The 16,677-nt window shown below is 43.4% G+C and carries 17 protein-coding genes; 15 read left to right on the top strand and 2 right to left on the bottom strand.

The genetic code is table 11. The features are described from left to right. Positions 1 to 38 precede the first annotated feature (38 nt). The 7 genes from phoU (at position 39) to INT76_RS02160 (ending at position 7,441) form a co-directional block, all read left to right on the top strand. Positions 39 to 695 (top strand): phosphate signaling complex protein PhoU, encoded by a 657-nt coding sequence (phoU, locus tag INT76_RS02190; protein ID WP_212571710.1) that lies wholly within the window; start codon positions 39 to 41, stop codon positions 693 to 695. A gap of 321 nt (positions 696 to 1,016) precedes the next feature. Beyond that, positions 1,017 to 2,276 (top strand): hypothetical protein, encoded by a 1,260-nt coding sequence (locus INT76_RS02185; RefSeq protein WP_212571708.1) that lies wholly within the window; start codon positions 1,017 to 1,019, stop codon positions 2,274 to 2,276. A 38-nt stretch (positions 2,277 to 2,314) separates the two neighbouring features. Further along, the gene (locus INT76_RS11135) at positions 2,315 to 3,226 is read left to right on the top strand and encodes an LPXTG cell wall anchor domain-containing protein (protein ID WP_212571707.1); all 912 of its coding nucleotides are present in this window, start codon (positions 2,315 to 2,317) and stop codon (positions 3,224 to 3,226) included. A gap of 349 nt (positions 3,227 to 3,575) precedes the next feature. After that, positions 3,576 to 3,980 carry a hypothetical protein gene (locus INT76_RS02175; RefSeq protein ID WP_212571705.1) on the top strand — a complete coding sequence of 135 codons (405 nt, stop codon included), beginning with the start codon at positions 3,576 to 3,578 and terminating at the stop codon, positions 3,978 to 3,980. A 53-nt stretch (positions 3,981 to 4,033) separates the two neighbouring features. Further along, positions 4,034 to 4,708: a response regulator transcription factor gene (locus INT76_RS02170; protein WP_212571703.1), complete on the top strand. Its 675-nt coding sequence runs from the start codon at positions 4,034 to 4,036 to the stop codon at positions 4,706 to 4,708. Further along, complete coding sequence (locus tag INT76_RS02165) at positions 4,698 to 6,086, top strand: sensor histidine kinase (RefSeq protein ID WP_212571701.1); 1,389 nt, start codon at positions 4,698 to 4,700, stop codon at positions 6,084 to 6,086. The genes INT76_RS02170 and INT76_RS02165 overlap by 11 nt, the downstream gene beginning before the upstream one ends. Positions 6,087 to 6,196: 110 nt before the next feature. Beyond that, positions 6,197 to 7,441, top strand: a complete 1,245-nt coding sequence (locus INT76_RS02160) for a transglutaminase domain-containing protein (RefSeq protein WP_212571699.1) — start codon at positions 6,197 to 6,199, stop codon at positions 7,439 to 7,441. 114 nt (positions 7,442 to 7,555) lie between these two features. Here the strand turns inward: INT76_RS02160 and rpsT are convergent, their stop codons facing one another. Both rpsT and coaA read right to left on the bottom strand, forming a co-directional pair. Then, on the bottom strand, positions 7,556 to 7,804 hold the full coding sequence (gene rpsT, locus INT76_RS02155; RefSeq protein WP_212572993.1) for a 30S ribosomal protein S20: 249 nt from the start codon (positions 7,802 to 7,804) through the stop codon (positions 7,556 to 7,558). 57 nt (positions 7,805 to 7,861) lie between these two features. Next, positions 7,862 to 8,785, bottom strand: a complete 924-nt coding sequence (gene coaA / locus INT76_RS02150; RefSeq protein ID WP_212571697.1) for a type I pantothenate kinase — start codon at positions 8,783 to 8,785, stop codon at positions 7,862 to 7,864. A 74-nt stretch (positions 8,786 to 8,859) separates the two neighbouring features. Here coaA and INT76_RS02145 point away from each other — a divergent pair, with 74 nt between their 5' ends. From INT76_RS02145 to INT76_RS02110, 8 genes are all read left to right on the top strand, one after another. Continuing rightward, positions 8,860 to 9,450 carry a class I SAM-dependent methyltransferase gene (locus tag INT76_RS02145; protein WP_212571695.1) on the top strand — a complete coding sequence of 197 codons (591 nt, stop codon included), beginning with the start codon at positions 8,860 to 8,862 and terminating at the stop codon, positions 9,448 to 9,450. Next, entirely contained in the window at positions 9,447 to 10,724 is a 1,278-nt protein-coding gene (locus INT76_RS02140; protein ID WP_212571693.1) for a pyrimidine-nucleoside phosphorylase, read from the top strand. The genes INT76_RS02145 and INT76_RS02140 overlap by 4 nt, the downstream gene beginning before the upstream one ends. A gap of 24 nt (positions 10,725 to 10,748) precedes the next feature. After that, a complete protein-coding gene (gene deoC / locus INT76_RS02135) occupies positions 10,749 to 11,411 on the top strand; it encodes a deoxyribose-phosphate aldolase (RefSeq protein WP_212571691.1) in 663 nt (220 codons plus the stop codon). Beyond that, positions 11,398 to 11,787, top strand: coding sequence for a cytidine deaminase (locus INT76_RS02130; protein WP_212571689.1), 390 nt, complete (start codon positions 11,398 to 11,400; stop codon positions 11,785 to 11,787). Before deoC ends, INT76_RS02130 begins: the two co-directional genes overlap by 14 nt. 80 nt (positions 11,788 to 11,867) lie before the next feature. Continuing rightward, on the top strand, positions 11,868 to 12,929 hold the full coding sequence (locus tag INT76_RS02125) for a BMP family lipoprotein (RefSeq protein ID WP_212571687.1): 1,062 nt from the start codon (positions 11,868 to 11,870) through the stop codon (positions 12,927 to 12,929). A gap of 134 nt (positions 12,930 to 13,063) precedes the next feature. Next, positions 13,064 to 14,599 carry an ABC transporter ATP-binding protein gene (locus INT76_RS02120; RefSeq protein WP_212571679.1) on the top strand — a complete coding sequence of 512 codons (1,536 nt, stop codon included), beginning with the start codon at positions 13,064 to 13,066 and terminating at the stop codon, positions 14,597 to 14,599. Beyond that, positions 14,592 to 15,653, top strand: coding sequence for an ABC transporter permease (locus INT76_RS02115; RefSeq protein ID WP_212571677.1), 1,062 nt, complete (start codon positions 14,592 to 14,594; stop codon positions 15,651 to 15,653). Before INT76_RS02120 ends, INT76_RS02115 begins: the two co-directional genes overlap by 8 nt. Before the next feature lie 2 nt (positions 15,654 to 15,655). After that, positions 15,656 to 16,609, top strand: a complete 954-nt coding sequence (locus INT76_RS02110) for an ABC transporter permease (protein ID WP_212571675.1) — start codon at positions 15,656 to 15,658, stop codon at positions 16,607 to 16,609. Positions 16,610 to 16,677 lie beyond the last annotated feature (68 nt).

Genomic DNA, 16,677 nt, shown 5'->3' with positions numbered 1-16,677 from the left:
CCTGAACAAGGAAATAAAAGAAGAAAGCGAGAGTAGCTATGTTAAGATCACAATTTGAAGTTGAGCTAGGAAAGCTCCATAACCAATTTTATGCCATGGGAAATGAGGCCCTTGGCCAAATCAATAATACTGTCCGTGCCTTCACAACCCATGATCGTGAGTTGGCTAAGGAGGTTATTGAAGCCGACAAAAAAATTAACGAATTTGAGGTGAAACTAGAAAAGAAATCCCTCGAAATCATCGCCCTGCAACAACCAGTATCTACTGACCTCCGTACGGTTATCACCGTTCTTAAGGCGACCAATGACCTTGAGCGTATGGGCGACCATGCCGTTTCAATTGCTCAAGCGACCATTCGCATGAAAGGTGAGGTTCGTATTCTAGTTGTTGAGGAAGAAATCAAGAAAATGGGCCGTGAGGTTCGTAAACTGGTTGAAAACGCCTTGGAACTCTATCTCAACAATGGAAGTGTTGAACAAGCCTATGAAGTTGCTGCCCATGATGAAGTTATCAATGATTTCTACGACAGCATCCAAGAATTAACCACAGAAGAAATCAAGAAAAATCCGGAAGCCCTTGTGGCGGGACGTGATTACTTCCAAGTTATTTCTTTCCTTGAGCGAATTGGCGACTATGCCAAGAATATTTGTGAGTGGGTTGTTTACCTCAAAACCGGAAATATCACAGAATTATAGGAAAGGGCCGCAAGGCTCTTTTTTTTGTCCTTTGAAGGAGGAGATAGCTCAAACAAACACGCAAAGGGTTCTCATTTTTTACTTAAACATTGATGAAGAAAGAAAAAGGAGATTAAAAAACAGGAAAATAACGGATGAAGGATAGCCCTGCTGTAGACTTCTTTATTACAATTAGAATGTAAAATAAAAAAATCCGTGCTATCCCTCATCCTAGTGAGTGATACTCTGCTAGTTTAGAGAGCGCTCACTGTCGAATGAAGGCTTAAAACGATAGACATTCGGATATGAAATAGTTAGCTCATCTCATTAAAGGAGGAACCTATGAGAAAACAAAGTATTCTTAATCATCTACTTGTCAGCACAGCAGTCCTGGGCACAATACTGATCTATCAGACTCCAACTGTTCAGGCAGAAACCATCTCTGAAACGAGCCCTTCTTCATTAGAAACCAATCAATCTATTGCTTCCAATTCCGAAGCTATAAATACTACGGATGGAGCCCTTTCTGAGAAAACACTAGCTGTGGAAAATCCAGTAAATCAGGAACTATCTCCCGAAAACCAAATACCTACCACAACCCCTTCGCAACTTGTATCAGAAGCATCCTCTTCCTCAGAAATTGATGGCAACAAAACAGTGACTTCCACATCAGACAATGCGGGAACTTCCTCAACTGAGGCTACTGCACCAGTTGCTTCAGGACAGACAAACGTTGCCGAAACAACGCTCACGCCCACTGAATCAGCAACACCTACTACTGCAGCACACCAAACAGAGGCAGCAGTGACACCTGCTGAACAAATTAGCCCAGTCACCGATACAAAAACCGAAGAAATTCAAAACACGAATGTTTGGGAAAAATCTGTTTCGATTAGCAGAGAACAACCAACTTCTAACACTGTTAAATGGACTGTAACCTTTGACTCAACTAACTGGGGACTCACACCTGACAGTGTCGGCGCCTTTTACTTCTTTACTCCGAAAAATGCCGAAATTACCAGTATTGTAGACAACAGTACGAATCAGGAATTAGTTCATCAGTTTTCAACAGAAGGACTTTATAAAGCTTACGATGAAAATCATCCAACAGACGGACTGAATCAACAGTGGGGATGGTCCGTAGAAAATATCACGTCAAGAGATCCACGGTTAGACCAATGGAAAAAAGCAGGTCTATTTTCTAGAGTTTTCGTCCTAAACGAAAGAAAGGACACGGGAAAAGTCACCTTCACTATAACCGCTACCGTACCTGATGATGTCCAACAGGCCTTCCCATTTGTAGCAGTGATGAAACGGTATAAGAAAATTGCCCTAATTGAATCTACGGCCCTCGCTGCAACTAACTTTGAAAAAAATCCTAAAGTTACTCTAAAACCATTGTTTCCGGAAACACCAACTCCTCCTAAAACTGGTGGCATTACGATAAGCCCTTTGAAACCCCAAGTTCCAAAGGAAAAGCCAACAGAGCAAATCCAAGTGACCTTCAAAGAAGGAAAGGGTGGGGAAAATAATCCAAGTACGTTCACTCACTATATTTATGGTGGGCAGATTATAAAAATGGTCAATCCAGAACCTCTCTAAAAAATATTCTCCCTACCATTAGGACTGCTCTCTCTGGTTTGAAACCGCAACAAGGAGATCTTATTCTTCAAAAAGGCTACAAAGTAACTGGCTGGGTTGACGAACAAAACAATCCAGTTAGTGAAGACACTATCATCAAACAGCCAATCATCCTATCCCCTGTTGTAGAATTGGCTGAAGTAGCACCAACTCCAGAGAAGCCTAAGACAGAACCCGAAGCACCAAAAGTGACACCAGAAAAACCCAAGGCTGAACCCGAAGCACCAAAAGTGACACCAGAAAAACCCAAGACCGAGCCCGAAGCACCGAAAGTGACACCAGAAAAACCTAAGGCCGAACCCGAAGCGCCGAAAGTAACGCCGGAGAAGCCTAAGACTAATCCCGAAGCACCGAAAGTGACACCAGAAAAACCTAAGGCCGAACTCGAAGCGCCGAAAGTAACGCCGGAGAAGCCTAAGACTAATCCCGAAGCGCCGAAAGTAACACCGGAGAAGCCGAAGGCTAAGCCCGAAGCACCAAAAGTGACACCGGAGAAGCCTAAGACTAATCCCGAAGCGCCGAAAGTAACGCCTGAAAAACCCAAGGCGGATCCCGAAGTGCCGAAAGTGACGCCAGAAAAACCTAAGGCCGAGCCCGAAGCACCAAAAGTGACACCGGAGAAGCCAAAGGCGGACCCTGAGGCACCAAAAGTAACACCGGAGAAGCCAAAAAAAGATTCTGAAGCTCCAAAAATCATTTCAGAAACAACTCAAACACAAGGGCAATCTAAAAAAGTCACTCCAAATCCTTCATCGGCTAATCCCACAACAACTACTTCAGGAACAAGGAAGGCGACCTTGCCAAATACAGGTGAGCAAAGTAATGTGTTCGCTTGGATTGGAGGAATACTTGCGGCATTCTTGATAGGTATTTTTGCACTGAAAGCAAAAAGTCTAAAAAATAGGAAGTAGTTCACAACCAATTTTCGACCGAGTGGGACAAGAGATGGAGCATGATACTGCTCCTAAATAAGTGGACAGTCAAATAATAAACGATTAAGCAACGGCTTTGCTCCTCATTCAAGAGGGACAAGGCCGTTATCATTTTACAAGGCTATTTTTATATCAACTTGCTAATATTTTTAGCAAGTTTTAAGTTTGCTCGGCTATACTTGTTCATAGAAACCTAGACTAGATGTGCCGAGCCAATCTGATATTTAAAACCTATTCGTGCCTTCTTTCTCATAACAAGAAGAAAAATAGTAGCTTGTTTCTGTTACGGATAGCTAGGTTTCGTTACTATTGGAAAGTGAGGTAAACAATGTCATTACTCAATAAAATGACGTCGCATCCCAAAATCTTCTTGGCAACAGTGGCTATTTCCAGTGTTACACTAGGCTTTGCAGCAGGTCTTGGAATCGGAAAGCAAACAGCTACAACCAGTTCGCAAACTCAGTCGTCATTAGCTGAAGCAGAAGCACCTCCACAAGGGAAGATTCCGCCTGGACAAAACGGTGCGCTTACTCCAGGGCAAAATACTGGTAAGCAAATGCAGCCAGCTCCTGGCCAAGGTGGAGGAAATAGAAGTCAACTGCCTCCGGGAACAGATGCGACCAGTGGTGCCAGTCAGTCAACCAACGGTGATATGCAGCCACCGACCAAAAATCCTCAGGATACTGAAGCAAGCCAAGGTACAGATAGCAGTATTTCTTCGGATTCTCAATAAATGATTCAGTTTTTATTCTTTCCATGATATAATGTTAAAAAAGGAGACAGCCTATGATTAAGATATTGTTAGTTGAAGATGATCTCAGTCTTTCAAATTCCGTCTTTGATTTCCTAGATGATTTTGCAGATGTTATGCAGGTTTTTGATGGTGACGAAGGTCTTTATGAAGCCGAATCAGGGGTGTATGATTTGATTTTGCTGGACTTGATGTTGCCTGAAAAGGACGGATTCCAAGTCTTGAAGGAATTGCGTGAAAAAGGCATCACCACGCCAGTTCTCATTACCACTGCAAAAGAAAGTCTTGATGACAAGGGACATGGATTTGAGTTGGGAGCCGATGACTACTTGACCAAACCATTCTACCTAGAAGAGCTAAAAATGCGTATTCAGGCCTTGTTGAAACGCGCTGGGAAATTCAATGAGAATACTCTTTCTTATGGCGATGTTTCGGTTGATCTTTCAACTAACTCTACCTTAGTCAACGGTGTTGAAGTGGAGCTTTTGGGCAAGGAATTTGATTTGCTAGTGTATTTCCTACAAAATCAAAATGTTATCCTGCCTAAGACACAAATTTTCGACCGCATTTGGGGCTTTGACAGCGATACGACTATTTCGGTCGTTGAGGTCTACGTTTCTAAAATAAGAAAAAAATTGAAAGGTACCGCCTTTGGAGAGAACCTACAAACTCTCCGTAGTGTTGGTTACATTTTGAAGAATGTTGAATAAATTTAGAAAGCTCTATCGTACGGATAATTTTGCATATTTTATCCGTTATTTTGCTGTTTTTACCCTCATTTTTGGCTTCATGACCATGATTATCTTTCAGCTCATGAGGGCTACCATGTATCAAAATACAGATGATACGTTCCATAAAATCTATCAGGATCCTACCACGGCGATTCAGTTTGCCATTGCTAGAAGTTATGCCCCTGGGAGCGAGATTGTTTTAGAAAAGGGAGAAGTAACAGAAGAAACACCCCCTTCTACGACAGGCTCAACCACTGAAGAGAGTATGAGCCAGCCTCAGCAAGGTCAAAAAGTCGGTTCAAAAATACGTTTGAGCACCAACTTTCATGTGGTTATCTACGATAGCAAGGGGCAGGTCTTTAACCCGGATCAATTCTCCAGCCTATCCGATTTGAAGTTGGACAAGGATGAGCTGGAAAGTATAAAGGAGGTCACAGTGGAAACTCCATTTGGTGGCCAAGAAGATTATCGTTATATGACGATTGAGCTGACCAGTGAAGATTTGGGAGAATACGCTTCTCTGGACATCAAATACGCTGTCATTTACTCCAATGTCAGTCAAATCAAGTCCTCCATTGCTTCTTACGAGTCAACGGTGGCACTGGTCATGATATCCTTCTGGTTGATTTCCATCGTAGCTAGTATTTATCTGGCAAATGTCAGCATGCGTCCACTCTTAGTTAGTTTTCAGAAGCAAAAAGACTTTGTGGAAAATGCCAGTCACGAATTGCGCACACCGCTAGCTGTTCTGCAAAATCGTCTGGAGAGCTTGTTCCGTCATCCTGAAGCGACCATCATGGAAAGCAGCGAGAATATCGCCTCCAGTCTGGAAGAAGTCCGCAACATGCGCCTGCTCACAACGAGCCTGCTCAATTTGGCTCGGCGTGATGATGGCCTGAAACCGGAAATTTCAGATATTCCACCAAGTTTTTTTGATGAGGTGTTTGCAAACTATGCCATTATGGCTGAAGAAAACGGAAAAGAATTGCAGGTAAACAATGAAGTCAAGCAGTCCATTCGGACGGATCGCGTGCTTCTCAAACAGTTGATGACCATCCTGTTTGACAATGCCCTCAAATATTCTGATGAAGATGGACAGATTCATATTGACAGTAGAATTAAGGACCGCTACCTAGTCTTTACTATCGCTGATAATGGCCTAGGAATCCGAGCAGAAGATAAGAAAAAAATCTTTGATCGCTTTTATCGGGTGGACAAGGCCCGGACTCGGCAGAAGGGGGGATTTGGTTTGGGGCTTTCTTTGGCCAAGCAGATCATTGACACCTTAGATGGCAGCATTCAGATTCGAGACAATCATCCTAAGGGAACTATTTTTGAGGTCAGACTCCCAAGATAAAAAGAACATGACAGACAGAGTATGTATACTTTGTCTGTTTTTTATCCAGCAAATGCTAGTAAAATATATCCTATTGTGCTATACTATCTTTAATATAGGAGGTGCGGGAGATGACGAAACGGATTCAGTATCTAGTAGCGTTGGTAGTGAGTGTTTTTCTACTGTCTTCCTGTCAGAGTGACAACCAGAGGGAGAGTCAGGTTGCGAAGGCTTACAATGCCCAGAGAGCCAAACTAGAAAAGGAGAAGCAGGAAAAAGCTGCAAAAATGATGCAGCTATCAGAAGAAGCTAAAGATAATTTTTATTATCAGCAGCTAGACAGCAAGAGTGATCGAGAAGCCTACATTCTGCTTAGTTACGGTCTGAGTGAGTTTGAGTCTTACATAGAACTTCCTGAGCTTTCTGAGGAATCTGAGTATAGGGTGTATACTTCCGTCGCCAACGACTACCCCGAGTTTTACTGGATGTCAGAAGCCTTGAGAGATGGCTTGTATACCCCAGAAATTGTTTCTCCGACTTATCCTGTATATGTCCAAGAAACCTATCGGCTATTGCAGTCTATTGGAGATCAGATAGTTAGCCAACTGCCACAGGGAAGTGATTATGACAAGGTGAAGTATATCTATGAGTATATCATCAACCAAACGGACTACAATGTTGCAGCCTTGACCGATGATGCAGAATCGTGGAAAGGGCAAGGCATCAAGAGCGTCTTGGTTGATAAACTGTCCGTCTGTGCTGGTTATAGCCGTACTTTTCAGTTTCTTTGTGAAAAGGCCGGAATCAACTCTATCTATGTCACTGGGGTGATCGAAGGAAGTCCTTATGAAAACAATAGCCATGCTTGGAATCTAGTTGAGATTGACGGTCAGTATTATGGGATAGATGCCACTTGGGGGGATCCAATTTTTGAAGGAGAAATGAACGAGCAGATAAGCTCTAGCATCAACTACAATTATCTCTGCGTCCCAGAGCAAATCCTCCATATCAGCCACAAACCCGACAAGGATCTGCTCGACTTCTGGGGAGATTACTACCATAGTATTCAAGAGCTAGATTATCCAGCTTTTACAGATAATTCCTTGAATTATTTTGTCTTGAATGGCAGTTACTTTGAAAGCTTTGATACCGCAGCCATTTCAAATCTGGTTATCAATCGGGCTTCAGACCCGAGTGTTCAGCAAATTGAAATGCAATTTGCAACCAAGCAAGCTCTGGATCAAATGGTTGCAGAAGCAGGTAGGGAAGGGAACTTTATTTTTCAAGCCTTTGATAGTGTTTTTGGATTTACAGAAACCTATGAATACGAATGGGAAGACCACACCTACACTTTCCGAATAAAAAATTGGCGATAGTCTGATAACAGAAAAAGCTTAAAACCGATGTTTCACAGGTTCTAAGCTTTTTTTGTCGTCGGTCTATCCTTGTGGGCGTTTGGGCAAAAAAAAAGCCCTGACAGAGCCTTTTTCTTAAGCAAGTTTACCTGCAAGACGAGCTTTGTCACGGCTTGCTTTGTTTTTGTGAATCAAACCTTTAGATTCTGCTTTGTCAATCGCTGAGCTAGCAGCGCGGAAAAGCTCTTCAGAAGGGTTAGCTTCAAATGCTTTGATTGCAGTACGCATAGCTGATTTTTGAGCTGAGTTTTTTTCGTTTTGTTTAACGTTCAATTCAGCACGTTTGATAGCTGATTTAATGTTTGCCAATGGTTTCACCTCCACCTTTTCTGTACTAACCATACCATTATATCTGAAAATAAGGTATTTGACAAGTGAAATTTATTTTTTCAAGTAAATTTCATCAATTTCATGATTTTCACCCTTGTGGAGAATAATATCAGCTCGGCTGCGAGTAGGTTCGATGTATTTTTCCAGATTGGCTAAATTGATATTTTTCCAAGTATCATGGGCGACGGCTAGAATTTCCGGATAAGACAGTCGAGTGAAGCGGTGATAGTAATTATTCGGATCGTTTTTAGCAAGCGTCAGCAATTTCTGGAAGCGTTCGAGGTACCAAGTTTCGATATCCGTCACATCTGCATCGACATAGATGGATAGGTCGAAATAATCACTGACATAGAGGCGCTGGTTTTGTGGGTTTTGAAAAACATTGATTCCCTCTACGATGAGAAAGTCCGGCGCCTGAATCGTTTGGAACTGATTAGGAACGATATCATAAATTTCATGGGAATAGGTCGGTATACTGTAATCCTCTCCATTTTTTATGGTGTCAAGGAAGTCTAGCAGAAGCTCCATGTCATAAGATTCTGGAAAACCTTTTCTATCTAATATGTTGCGACTTTCAAGGATGGCATTCGGATAGAGAAACCCGTCCGTTGTGACCATTTCCACTCGCGCGTGCTTGAAGGTGCGGGAAATGAGTATTTGAAGAAGACGGCTAGTCGTTGATTTTCCAACGGCCACACTACCTGAAACACCAATGATGAAAGGTTGAGATTGAATTTTTTGCTGCAAGAAAAGACTCTTAGAGAAGGTCAAGTCCTCACGAGCTTTCTTATAAATACGAATGAGATTGACCAAGGGAAGGTAAACATCCAATACTTCTTGCAGGCTGATGCGGTCATTAAAACTTTTGATGGAATTCAGTTCGGCCTGAGTCAGAGGAACAGTCGTATTGCGATGGAGTTGCTGCCAGGTCTTTCGGCTGATTTGTTCAAAATTTAAAAATTCTTTTGTATTCATGCCCTTATTGTAGCATGAAATGGCTTCCAAGTAAAACTCTTGTAAACGTTTTTAGTAAATGATATAATAATGACATGACCAATATGTATTACGAAAAGAATCCAAGTGTTGCACATGACATTCATGAACTTCGTGTCACTTTACTCGGTACTCCAATGACCTTCTTAACAGACGCAGGAGTATTTAGTAAGAAGATGGTAGATTATGGAAGTCAGGTGCTTTTAAACGCCTTGGAAGTAAATTCTGGAAAGACCTTGCTGGACGTTGGATGCGGATATGGCCCTATCGGTTTGACTCTAGCAAAAGTTTACGGAGTCAAAGCCAGCCTTATCGATATAAATAGTCGCGCGCTCGATCTGGCTCAGCAAAATGCCGAAAAAAACAAAGTCGCGGCAAGAATCTTCCAGTCCAATATCTATGAAAATGTTACTGGTGTTTTCGACTACATTGTTTCCAACCCTCCCATTCGTGCAGGTAAGTCAGTGGTTCACACAATTATTGAAGGGGCGAGTCAGCACCTAGTTTCTGGAGGACGGTTGACAATCGTCATTCAAAAAAAGCAAGGAGCCCCAAGTGCCAAAACCAAGATGGAAGAGGTCTATGGAAACTGTCAAATTCTAAAGAAAGACAAAGGATACTATATCCTTGAAAGTGTGAAAGAATGAGAACAGTTGATTTAATTCAGAAAAAACGAGACGGCCATGAATTAAGCACAGACGAGATTAAATGGCTTATCAATGGCTATGTAGATGGAACAGTTCCTGATTATCAGATGTCAGCATTCGCTATGGCGGTGTATTTTAAGGGGATGTCCACACGCGAAATTTCTGACCTGACGATGGCTATGGTTGCTACGGGCGAGCAGATTGATTTATCGGCCATTGCTGGTATCAAAGTAGACAAACATTCGACAGGCGGAGTAGGAGATAAAGTAACTCTTATCTTGGTTCCGCTAGTGGCTAGCTTTGGTGTACCTGTTGCTAAAATGAGTGGTCGTGGGTTGGGGCACACAGGTGGAACCCTCGATAAACTGGAATCTATCAAGGGATTTCAGATTGAAGTCAGTCAAGAAGACTTTATTTCCCAAGTTCAACAAGCAGGTCTAGCCGTCATCGGTCAGTCCAATAATCTAGTCAAGGCAGATAAGCTTCTCTATGCTCTGCGCGATGTGACAGCGACCGTAGATACCATTCCACTGATTGCTAGCTCAGTCATGTCTAAGAAAATAGCAGCAGGTGCCGATGCCATTCTTCTTGATGTTACTGTGGGCGAAGGTGCCTTCATGAAAAATGTTGAAGATGCTCGTCTATTGGCCCAAACCATGGTGGATCTTGGGAAGGCTGTCGGTAGAAAGACCGTTGCTGTCTTGACCGATATGTCGCAGCCGGTAGGAACCTCTATTGGAAATCGCTTAGAAATCCTTGAAGCTTTGGACATTCTTCAAGGTAAGGGAAGAGAAGACGTCACCGAATTCATTTGCGAATTAGCACAAATCATGTTAGGTTTGGCTCAGGTAGAAAAGTCACTGGATGAAGTTCGCCAGCATCTTCAAGATGGTTCTGCTCTCAAGAAGTTTGAAGAAATGGTTCTAGCCCAAGGAGGTGACTTAGAGGATCTCTATCGGCCAGTCCAAGTGGAACATCAGTTGCCTGTTTATGCAGAAAAATCAGGCTACATCACAGCTCTCCCTGCCATGGAGTTTGGATTGTTTGCTATGAAATTAGGGGCAGGACGTGCTGTCAAAACAGATGAACTGGACTATGAAACCGGCCTTGTTTTCCATAAAAAAGTTGGGGCAGCTGTTGTTCAAGGAGAGCAGATTGCAACTATTTACAGCAATGAAAATATTTCGGAAAACATGCTTACAAATTTCCAAAAAAATGTTAGAATAGAAGATAGGGTTGTGAAATCGAAGGAAATTATTGAAATCGTTTCCTAGACTCACAAAAACATGGAGAAACTAATGAAACTAAACAAATTTATTGATCACACTATTTTGAAACCAGACACTACTTATCAAGAATTTGAACGCGTACTTGCAGAAGCGAAAGAGTATGATTTTGCTAGTGTCTGTGTCAATCCAACCTGGGTATCCCTAGCAGCAGAAGGGCTCAAAGATAGTGACGTTAAGGTGTGTACCGTGATTGGTTTTCCTTTGGGTGCAAACACACCAGCTGTAAAAGCATTTGAAACCAAGGATGCGATTGCAAATGGTGCAGATGAGATTGATATGGTTATCAATATCGGAGCTTTAAAGGACAAGCGTTATGATTTGGTCTTAGAAGACATCAAGGCTGTTGTAGAGGCAAGCGGTGATAAGCTAGTTAAGGTCATCATCGAAGCCTGCCTATTGACAGACGAAGAGAAAGTCAAAGCCTGCCAGCTTTCGCAAGAAGCAGGAGCTGATTTTGTGAAAACTTCAACTGGATTTTCAACTGGTGGAGCAACAGTGGCCGATGTCGCCCTCATGCGTCAAACAGTTGGGCCAGACATGGGCGTTAAGGCATCTGGTGGTGCTCGTTCTTATGAAGATGCGCTAGCCTTTATCCAAGCGGGAGCAACCCGTATTGGTGCATCATCTGGTGTGGCAATCATGAAGGGAGAAAAGGCAGATGGCGACTACTGAGTTAATTGACTTAGCGATTGAAGCCAGCAAGAAGGCCTATGTTCCTTATTCACACTTTCCGGTTGGAGCCGTTTTGGTTGCCAAAGATGGACAAGTCTTTACTGGGGTGAATATTGAAAATGCCAGTTTTGGGTTGACCAACTGTGGAGAGCGAACTGCTATTTTTAAGGCGGTGTCAGAAGGTGTTACCGAATTTTCAGAGCTGATTATTTATGGAGAAACGGAAAAACCCATCTCACCATGTGGCGCCTGTCGCCAAGTTATGGCAGAATTTTTTAGTCCGGATTTAAAAGTAACCTTGGTTGCTAAAGATAAATCGACAGTCGAGATGACAGTCGGGGAATTACTTCCATATTCTTTTACAGACTTAAACTAGTCTGTAAGGCAGTCATCTGACTGTAGTTATTTCATAACCGCAACGATAGTTGCAAAAGAATTTTTTAGGAGGGTTCAGAAATGAACAAGAAACTTGTTGGTTTGGGTGTTGTATCACTTGCAGCACTTACTCTTGCTGCCTGCGGTAGCCGTACATCAAACAGTGGCTCAAGCACATCTTCAGAAGATGTATCAGTGAAAGCTGCTATCATCACCGACGTTGGTGGTATTGATGACCGTTCATTCAACCAATCAGCTTGGGAAGGCTTGCAAGCTTGGGGTAAAGAACATAGCCTATCTAAAGGTAACGGCTATGACTACTTCCAATCAGCTAGTGAAGCAGACTACATCACTAACCTTGACTCAGCTGTATCAGGTGGTTACAACGTCATCTTCGGTATTGGTTTTGCCTTGGAAAGTGCTATCGCTGAAGTAGCGCCAAACAACCCAGATACAAACTATGTTATCGTAGACTCTGTTGTTGCAGATCAGCCAAACGTTGCAAGTGTTGGATTTGCTGACCATGAAGCATCATACCTTGCTGGTGTTGCCGCTGCTAAATCAACCAAGTCAAACCACATCGGTTTCATCGGTGGTATGGAAGGTGTCGTAATCGACCGCTTTGAAGCTGGTTTCGTAGCTGGTGCTAAGTCTGTAAACCCTGACATCAAAGTAACAATTGACTACGCTGGTTCATTCGTAGACTCAGCTAAGGGTCAAACAATCGCTGCGGCTCAATACGCTGCTGGTGCAGATGTTATTTTCCACGCTTCAGGTCAAACAGGTAACGGTGTATTTGCCGCTGCCAAAGCTGAAAACGAAACTCGCAATGAAGCAGATAAAGTTTGGGTAATCGGTGTTGACCGTGACCAATCTGCTGAAGGTGACTATACTTCTAAAGATGGAAAAGATTCTAACTTCGTACTTGCTTCTACTTTGAAACAAGTTGGTACTTCAGTAAAAGACATTGCCAACAAGGCAGTTGAAGGTAAATTCCCAGGTGGCGAAATCATCCAATTCTCATTGGCTGATGGAGGTGTTGACTTGGCTGAAACTAACCTTTCAGAAGACGCTACAAAAGCAGTAGCTGAAGCTAAGAAAGCTATCTTGGATGGTAAAGTAACTGTTCCAGAAAAACCATAATCATAAATATCTTTAAATCCGAACGGCGACCTGATCGGTCGCCCTTTTCGGAACTGAGATTTTTCTCAGTAAAGCCTATCAAGGACTTGGTGGGTTTTACTGACAAAAAATGATAGTCTGAAAGGAACAAGATTATGACTAGAGATTATGTCATTGAAATGCGTGAAATCACCAAAATATTTGGCGATTTCGTTGCGAATGACCACATCAATTTAAACGTCAGACGCGGTGAAATTCACGCACTTTTAGGAGAAAACGGGGCAGGCAAGTCTACCTTGATGAACATGCTGGCCGGTCTTTTGGAACCAACCAGTGGTGAAATTGCTATCAATGGTGAAGTAGTGACCATCGATTCCCCATCAAAGGCAGCCCATCTGGGTATCGGAATGGTACACCAGCACTTTATGTTGGTGGATGCTTTTACTGTGGCTGAAAATATCATTTTGGGTAGCGAAACCACCAAGGCCGGTGTTATCGACATCAAGAAGGCTATAAAAGAAATCAAAGCACTTTCTGAGAAGTATGGTCTGGATGTAGACCCAACAGCCAAGGTTGCTGATATTTCAGTTGGTGCCCAACAGCGTGTTGAAATCCTCAAAACCCTTTATCGGGGCGCAGACCTCTTAATTTTCGACGAGCCGACTGCGGTCTTGACGCCAGCTGAAATTACAGAGCTTCTGAAGATTATGAAGGCCCTTGTCCAAGAAGGCAAGTCCATCATCCTCATTACCCATAAACTGGATGAAATTCGCGCGGTAGCAGATACTGTAACGGTTATCCGTCGTGGAAAATCCATCGAAACAGTCGAAGTAGCAGGAGCAACCAACCAGGATCTAGCAGAATGGATGGTGGGGCGTTCCGTTTCCTTCAAGACAGAAAAAGTTGTAGCGAATCCCAAGGAAGTTATTCTATCTATTAAAGACCTAGTTGTCAACGAAAACCGTGGCATTCCAGCGGTTAAAGGCCTATCCTTAGATGTTCGGGCTGGCGAAGTAGTCGGAATCGCAGGGATTGATGGTAACGGACAGAGTGAATTGATTCAAGCCATTACGGGTCTTCGTAAGGTCAAATCAGGTGAAATCCTCATCAAGGGTGAAAATGTGGTGGGTAAGACTCCGCGTAAAATCACTGAGATGCAGGTCAGCCATGTCCCTGAAGATCGTCACCGTGATGGCCTAGTTCTTCAGATGACTGTCGCAGAAAATATCGCCCTTCAAACCTACTACAAAGAACCCAATTCTAAAAATGGCATTCTCAACTACAATGTCATCAACGAGCATGCCCGCAAGTTGATGGATGAATTTGATGTCCGCGGTGCTGGTGAATTGGTACCAGCCAAGGCTCTCTCAGGTGGTAACCAGCAGAAGGCTATCATTGCTCGTGAGATTGACCGCAATCCAGATCTCTTGATTGTTAGTCAGCCAACTCGTGGCTTGGACGTCGGTGCTATCGAATACATCCGGAAACGCTTGATTGCTGAGCGTGACAAGGGCAAGGCTGTTCTTGTTGTCAGCTTTGAGCTGGATGAAATTTTGGATGTATCAGACCGTATCGCCGTTATTCACGATGGTGTTATTCATGGAATTGTAGACCCTGCCAAGACCAATAAGCAAGAATTGGGTGTCTTGATGGCAGGTGGAAAACTTGAGAAGGGAGAAGAAAATGTCTAAGAAATTACAAAGTGTGGCCCTTCCAGTATTGGCAGTTCTTTCTGGTCTATTGCTAGGTGCCATCATCATGTTGATCTTTGGTTATGACCCAATTTGGGGCTATGAAGAACTCTTCTATTCAGCCTTTGGCTCTGTTAAATCAATCGGTGAAATCTTCCGTGCCATGGCACCGCTGATTTTTACCGCCCTCGGTTTTGCTGTTGCAAGCCGGGCTGGCTTCTTTAATGTCGGTCTATCTGGTCAAGCCTTAGTGGGCTGGGTATTTGCGGGCTGGTTTGCCCTTGCCAATCCTGACCTGCCGCGTCCTGTCCTCATTATCGCAACGGTTGTGATTGCTATGCTGGCAGGAGGTATCGCTGGTGCCATTCCAGGGATTCTTCGGGCTTATCTGGGAACCAGCGAAGTCATCGTGACCATCATGATGAACTACATCTTGCTCTATTCTTGCAACCACATCATTCGTAATGTCTTTTCGCAAGATTTGATGAAGAATACTGACTCTAGTATCAACGTTTCTGCCAATGCTTCCTACCAGACGGAATGGTTGCGTGCCTTGACAGATAACTCTCGGATGAACATCGGTATCTTCTTTGCAGTGATTGCAGTAGTGGTGATTTGGTTCCTGATGACCAAGACCACGCTTGGTTTTGAAATTCGTTCAGTAGGTCTTAATCCTACTGCCTCTGACTATGCAGGGATGTCTGCAAAACGCACCATTATCCTGTCTATGATTATTTCAGGTGCCTTGGCAGGTCTTGGTGGAGCTATTCAAGGTCTGGGTACCTTCCAGAATGTTTACATTCAAGGCGGAAACTTAGATATTGGTTTTAACGGTATGTCTGTTGCCCTCTTGGCATCTAACTCCCCGCTCGGTATTCCACTAGCAGCCTTCCTCTTTGGTACCCTCTCTATCGGAGCACCAGGCATGGTTCGGGCGCAAATTCCACCTGAATTGATTGATGTTGTGACGGCGTCCATCATCTTCTTCATCGGTGTGAAATTCATCTTTGAACAGTTGATTCAGCCAAGATTGAAAGCGAAAGGAGTGAAATAAAGATGAATACAACCATTTTAACTTTACTTATTTCGCAAATGCTGATTTACTCAGCTCCCCTTATTTTCACCAGTCTTGGTGGCGTATTCTCCGAGCGGGCTGGCATCGTTAATGTCGGTCTGGAAGGAATCATGGTCATCGGGGCTTTTGCAGGGGTGGTCTTCAACATCGAGTTTGCTGAAAGCTTTGGAAAAACGACGCCTTTGTTGGCTGTCCTAGTGGGAGGCATCGCTGGTTTGCTCTTTGCTATTATCCACGCAGCAGCAACCATCAACTTCCGTGCTGACCACGTTGTTTCTGGTACGGTATTAAACCTCTTGGCACCAGCCCTGTCTGTCTTCTTGGTCAAGGTTATTTATAACAAGGGACAGACAGACAGTATCCGCCAATCCTTTGGTAAATTCTCCTTCCCAGTCTTGCAGGATATTCCCTTGCTTGGTGACCTCTTCTTTAAAAATACCAGTTTGATGGGTTACGTTGCCATTGCGACAGCCTTCCTCTCTTGGTTTATCCTTTATAAGACCAAGTTCGGACTTCGTCTGCGCTCAGTCGGTGAACACCCTCAGGCTGCTGATACTCTAGGTATCAATGTCTATCTCATGCGCTATTCTGGCGTTTTGATTGCAGGTTTCCTTGGAGGAGTAGGGGGAGCAGTAAGTGCCCAATCCGTAAATATCAACTTCTCAGCAACAACTATTGTTGGTTCAGGCTTTATCGCCCTAGCAGCGGTTATCTTTGGTAAATGGAATCCAATCGGTGCTATGCTTGCCAGTCTCTTCTTTGGTCTTTCCCAGAGTTTGGCAGTTATTGGTAGCCAGCTACCTTTCCTTTCAGGAGTTCCGACTGTTTATCTGCAAATCGCACCATATCTGATTACAGTTGTCGCACTTTCAGTCTTCTTTGGTAAGGCAGTGGCGCCTAAGGCAGATGGTGTTAACTACATTAAGTCAAAATAAGAAAGCTCGAGACCTTTGGTCTCAAGCTTTTTTTGCATATCAAAAAAACTACCTTTCATATTAGTGAA

Source organism: Streptococcus oriscaviae (genome assembly GCF_018137985.1).
Taxonomy (GTDB): domain Bacteria; phylum Bacillota; class Bacilli; order Lactobacillales; family Streptococcaceae; genus Streptococcus; species Streptococcus oriscaviae.
This window is presented reverse-complemented; position numbering and strand designations above follow the sequence as displayed.

Coding starts and splice junctions, on each gene's coding strand:
- INT76_RS02160 (WP_212571699.1), top strand. CDS start 6,197: ATGACGAAACGGATTCAGTATCTAGTAGCGTTGGTAGTGAGTGTTTTT.
- INT76_RS02110 (WP_212571675.1), top strand. CDS start 15,656: ATGAATACAACCATTTTAACTTTACTTATTTCGCAAATGCTGATTTAC.
- INT76_RS02175 (WP_212571705.1), top strand. CDS start 3,576: ATGTCATTACTCAATAAAATGACGTCGCATCCCAAAATCTTCTTGGCA.
- deoC (WP_212571691.1), top strand. CDS start 10,749: ATGAAACTAAACAAATTTATTGATCACACTATTTTGAAACCAGACACT.
- INT76_RS02185 (WP_212571708.1), top strand. CDS start 1,017: ATGAGAAAACAAAGTATTCTTAATCATCTACTTGTCAGCACAGCAGTC.
- phoU (WP_212571710.1), top strand. CDS start 39: ATGTTAAGATCACAATTTGAAGTTGAGCTAGGAAAGCTCCATAACCAA.
- INT76_RS02130 (WP_212571689.1), top strand. CDS start 11,398: ATGGCGACTACTGAGTTAATTGACTTAGCGATTGAAGCCAGCAAGAAG.
- INT76_RS02120 (WP_212571679.1), top strand. CDS start 13,064: ATGACTAGAGATTATGTCATTGAAATGCGTGAAATCACCAAAATATTT.
- INT76_RS02125 (WP_212571687.1), top strand. CDS start 11,868: ATGAACAAGAAACTTGTTGGTTTGGGTGTTGTATCACTTGCAGCACTT.
- INT76_RS02170 (WP_212571703.1), top strand. CDS start 4,034: ATGATTAAGATATTGTTAGTTGAAGATGATCTCAGTCTTTCAAATTCC.
- INT76_RS02115 (WP_212571677.1), top strand. CDS start 14,592: ATGTCTAAGAAATTACAAAGTGTGGCCCTTCCAGTATTGGCAGTTCTT.
- INT76_RS02140 (WP_212571693.1), top strand. CDS start 9,447: ATGAGAACAGTTGATTTAATTCAGAAAAAACGAGACGGCCATGAATTA.
- coaA (WP_212571697.1), bottom strand. CDS start 8,785: ATGAATACAAAAGAATTTTTAAATTTTGAACAAATCAGCCGAAAGACC.
- INT76_RS02145 (WP_212571695.1), top strand. CDS start 8,860: ATGACCAATATGTATTACGAAAAGAATCCAAGTGTTGCACATGACATT.
- INT76_RS02165 (WP_212571701.1), top strand. CDS start 4,698: ATGTTGAATAAATTTAGAAAGCTCTATCGTACGGATAATTTTGCATAT.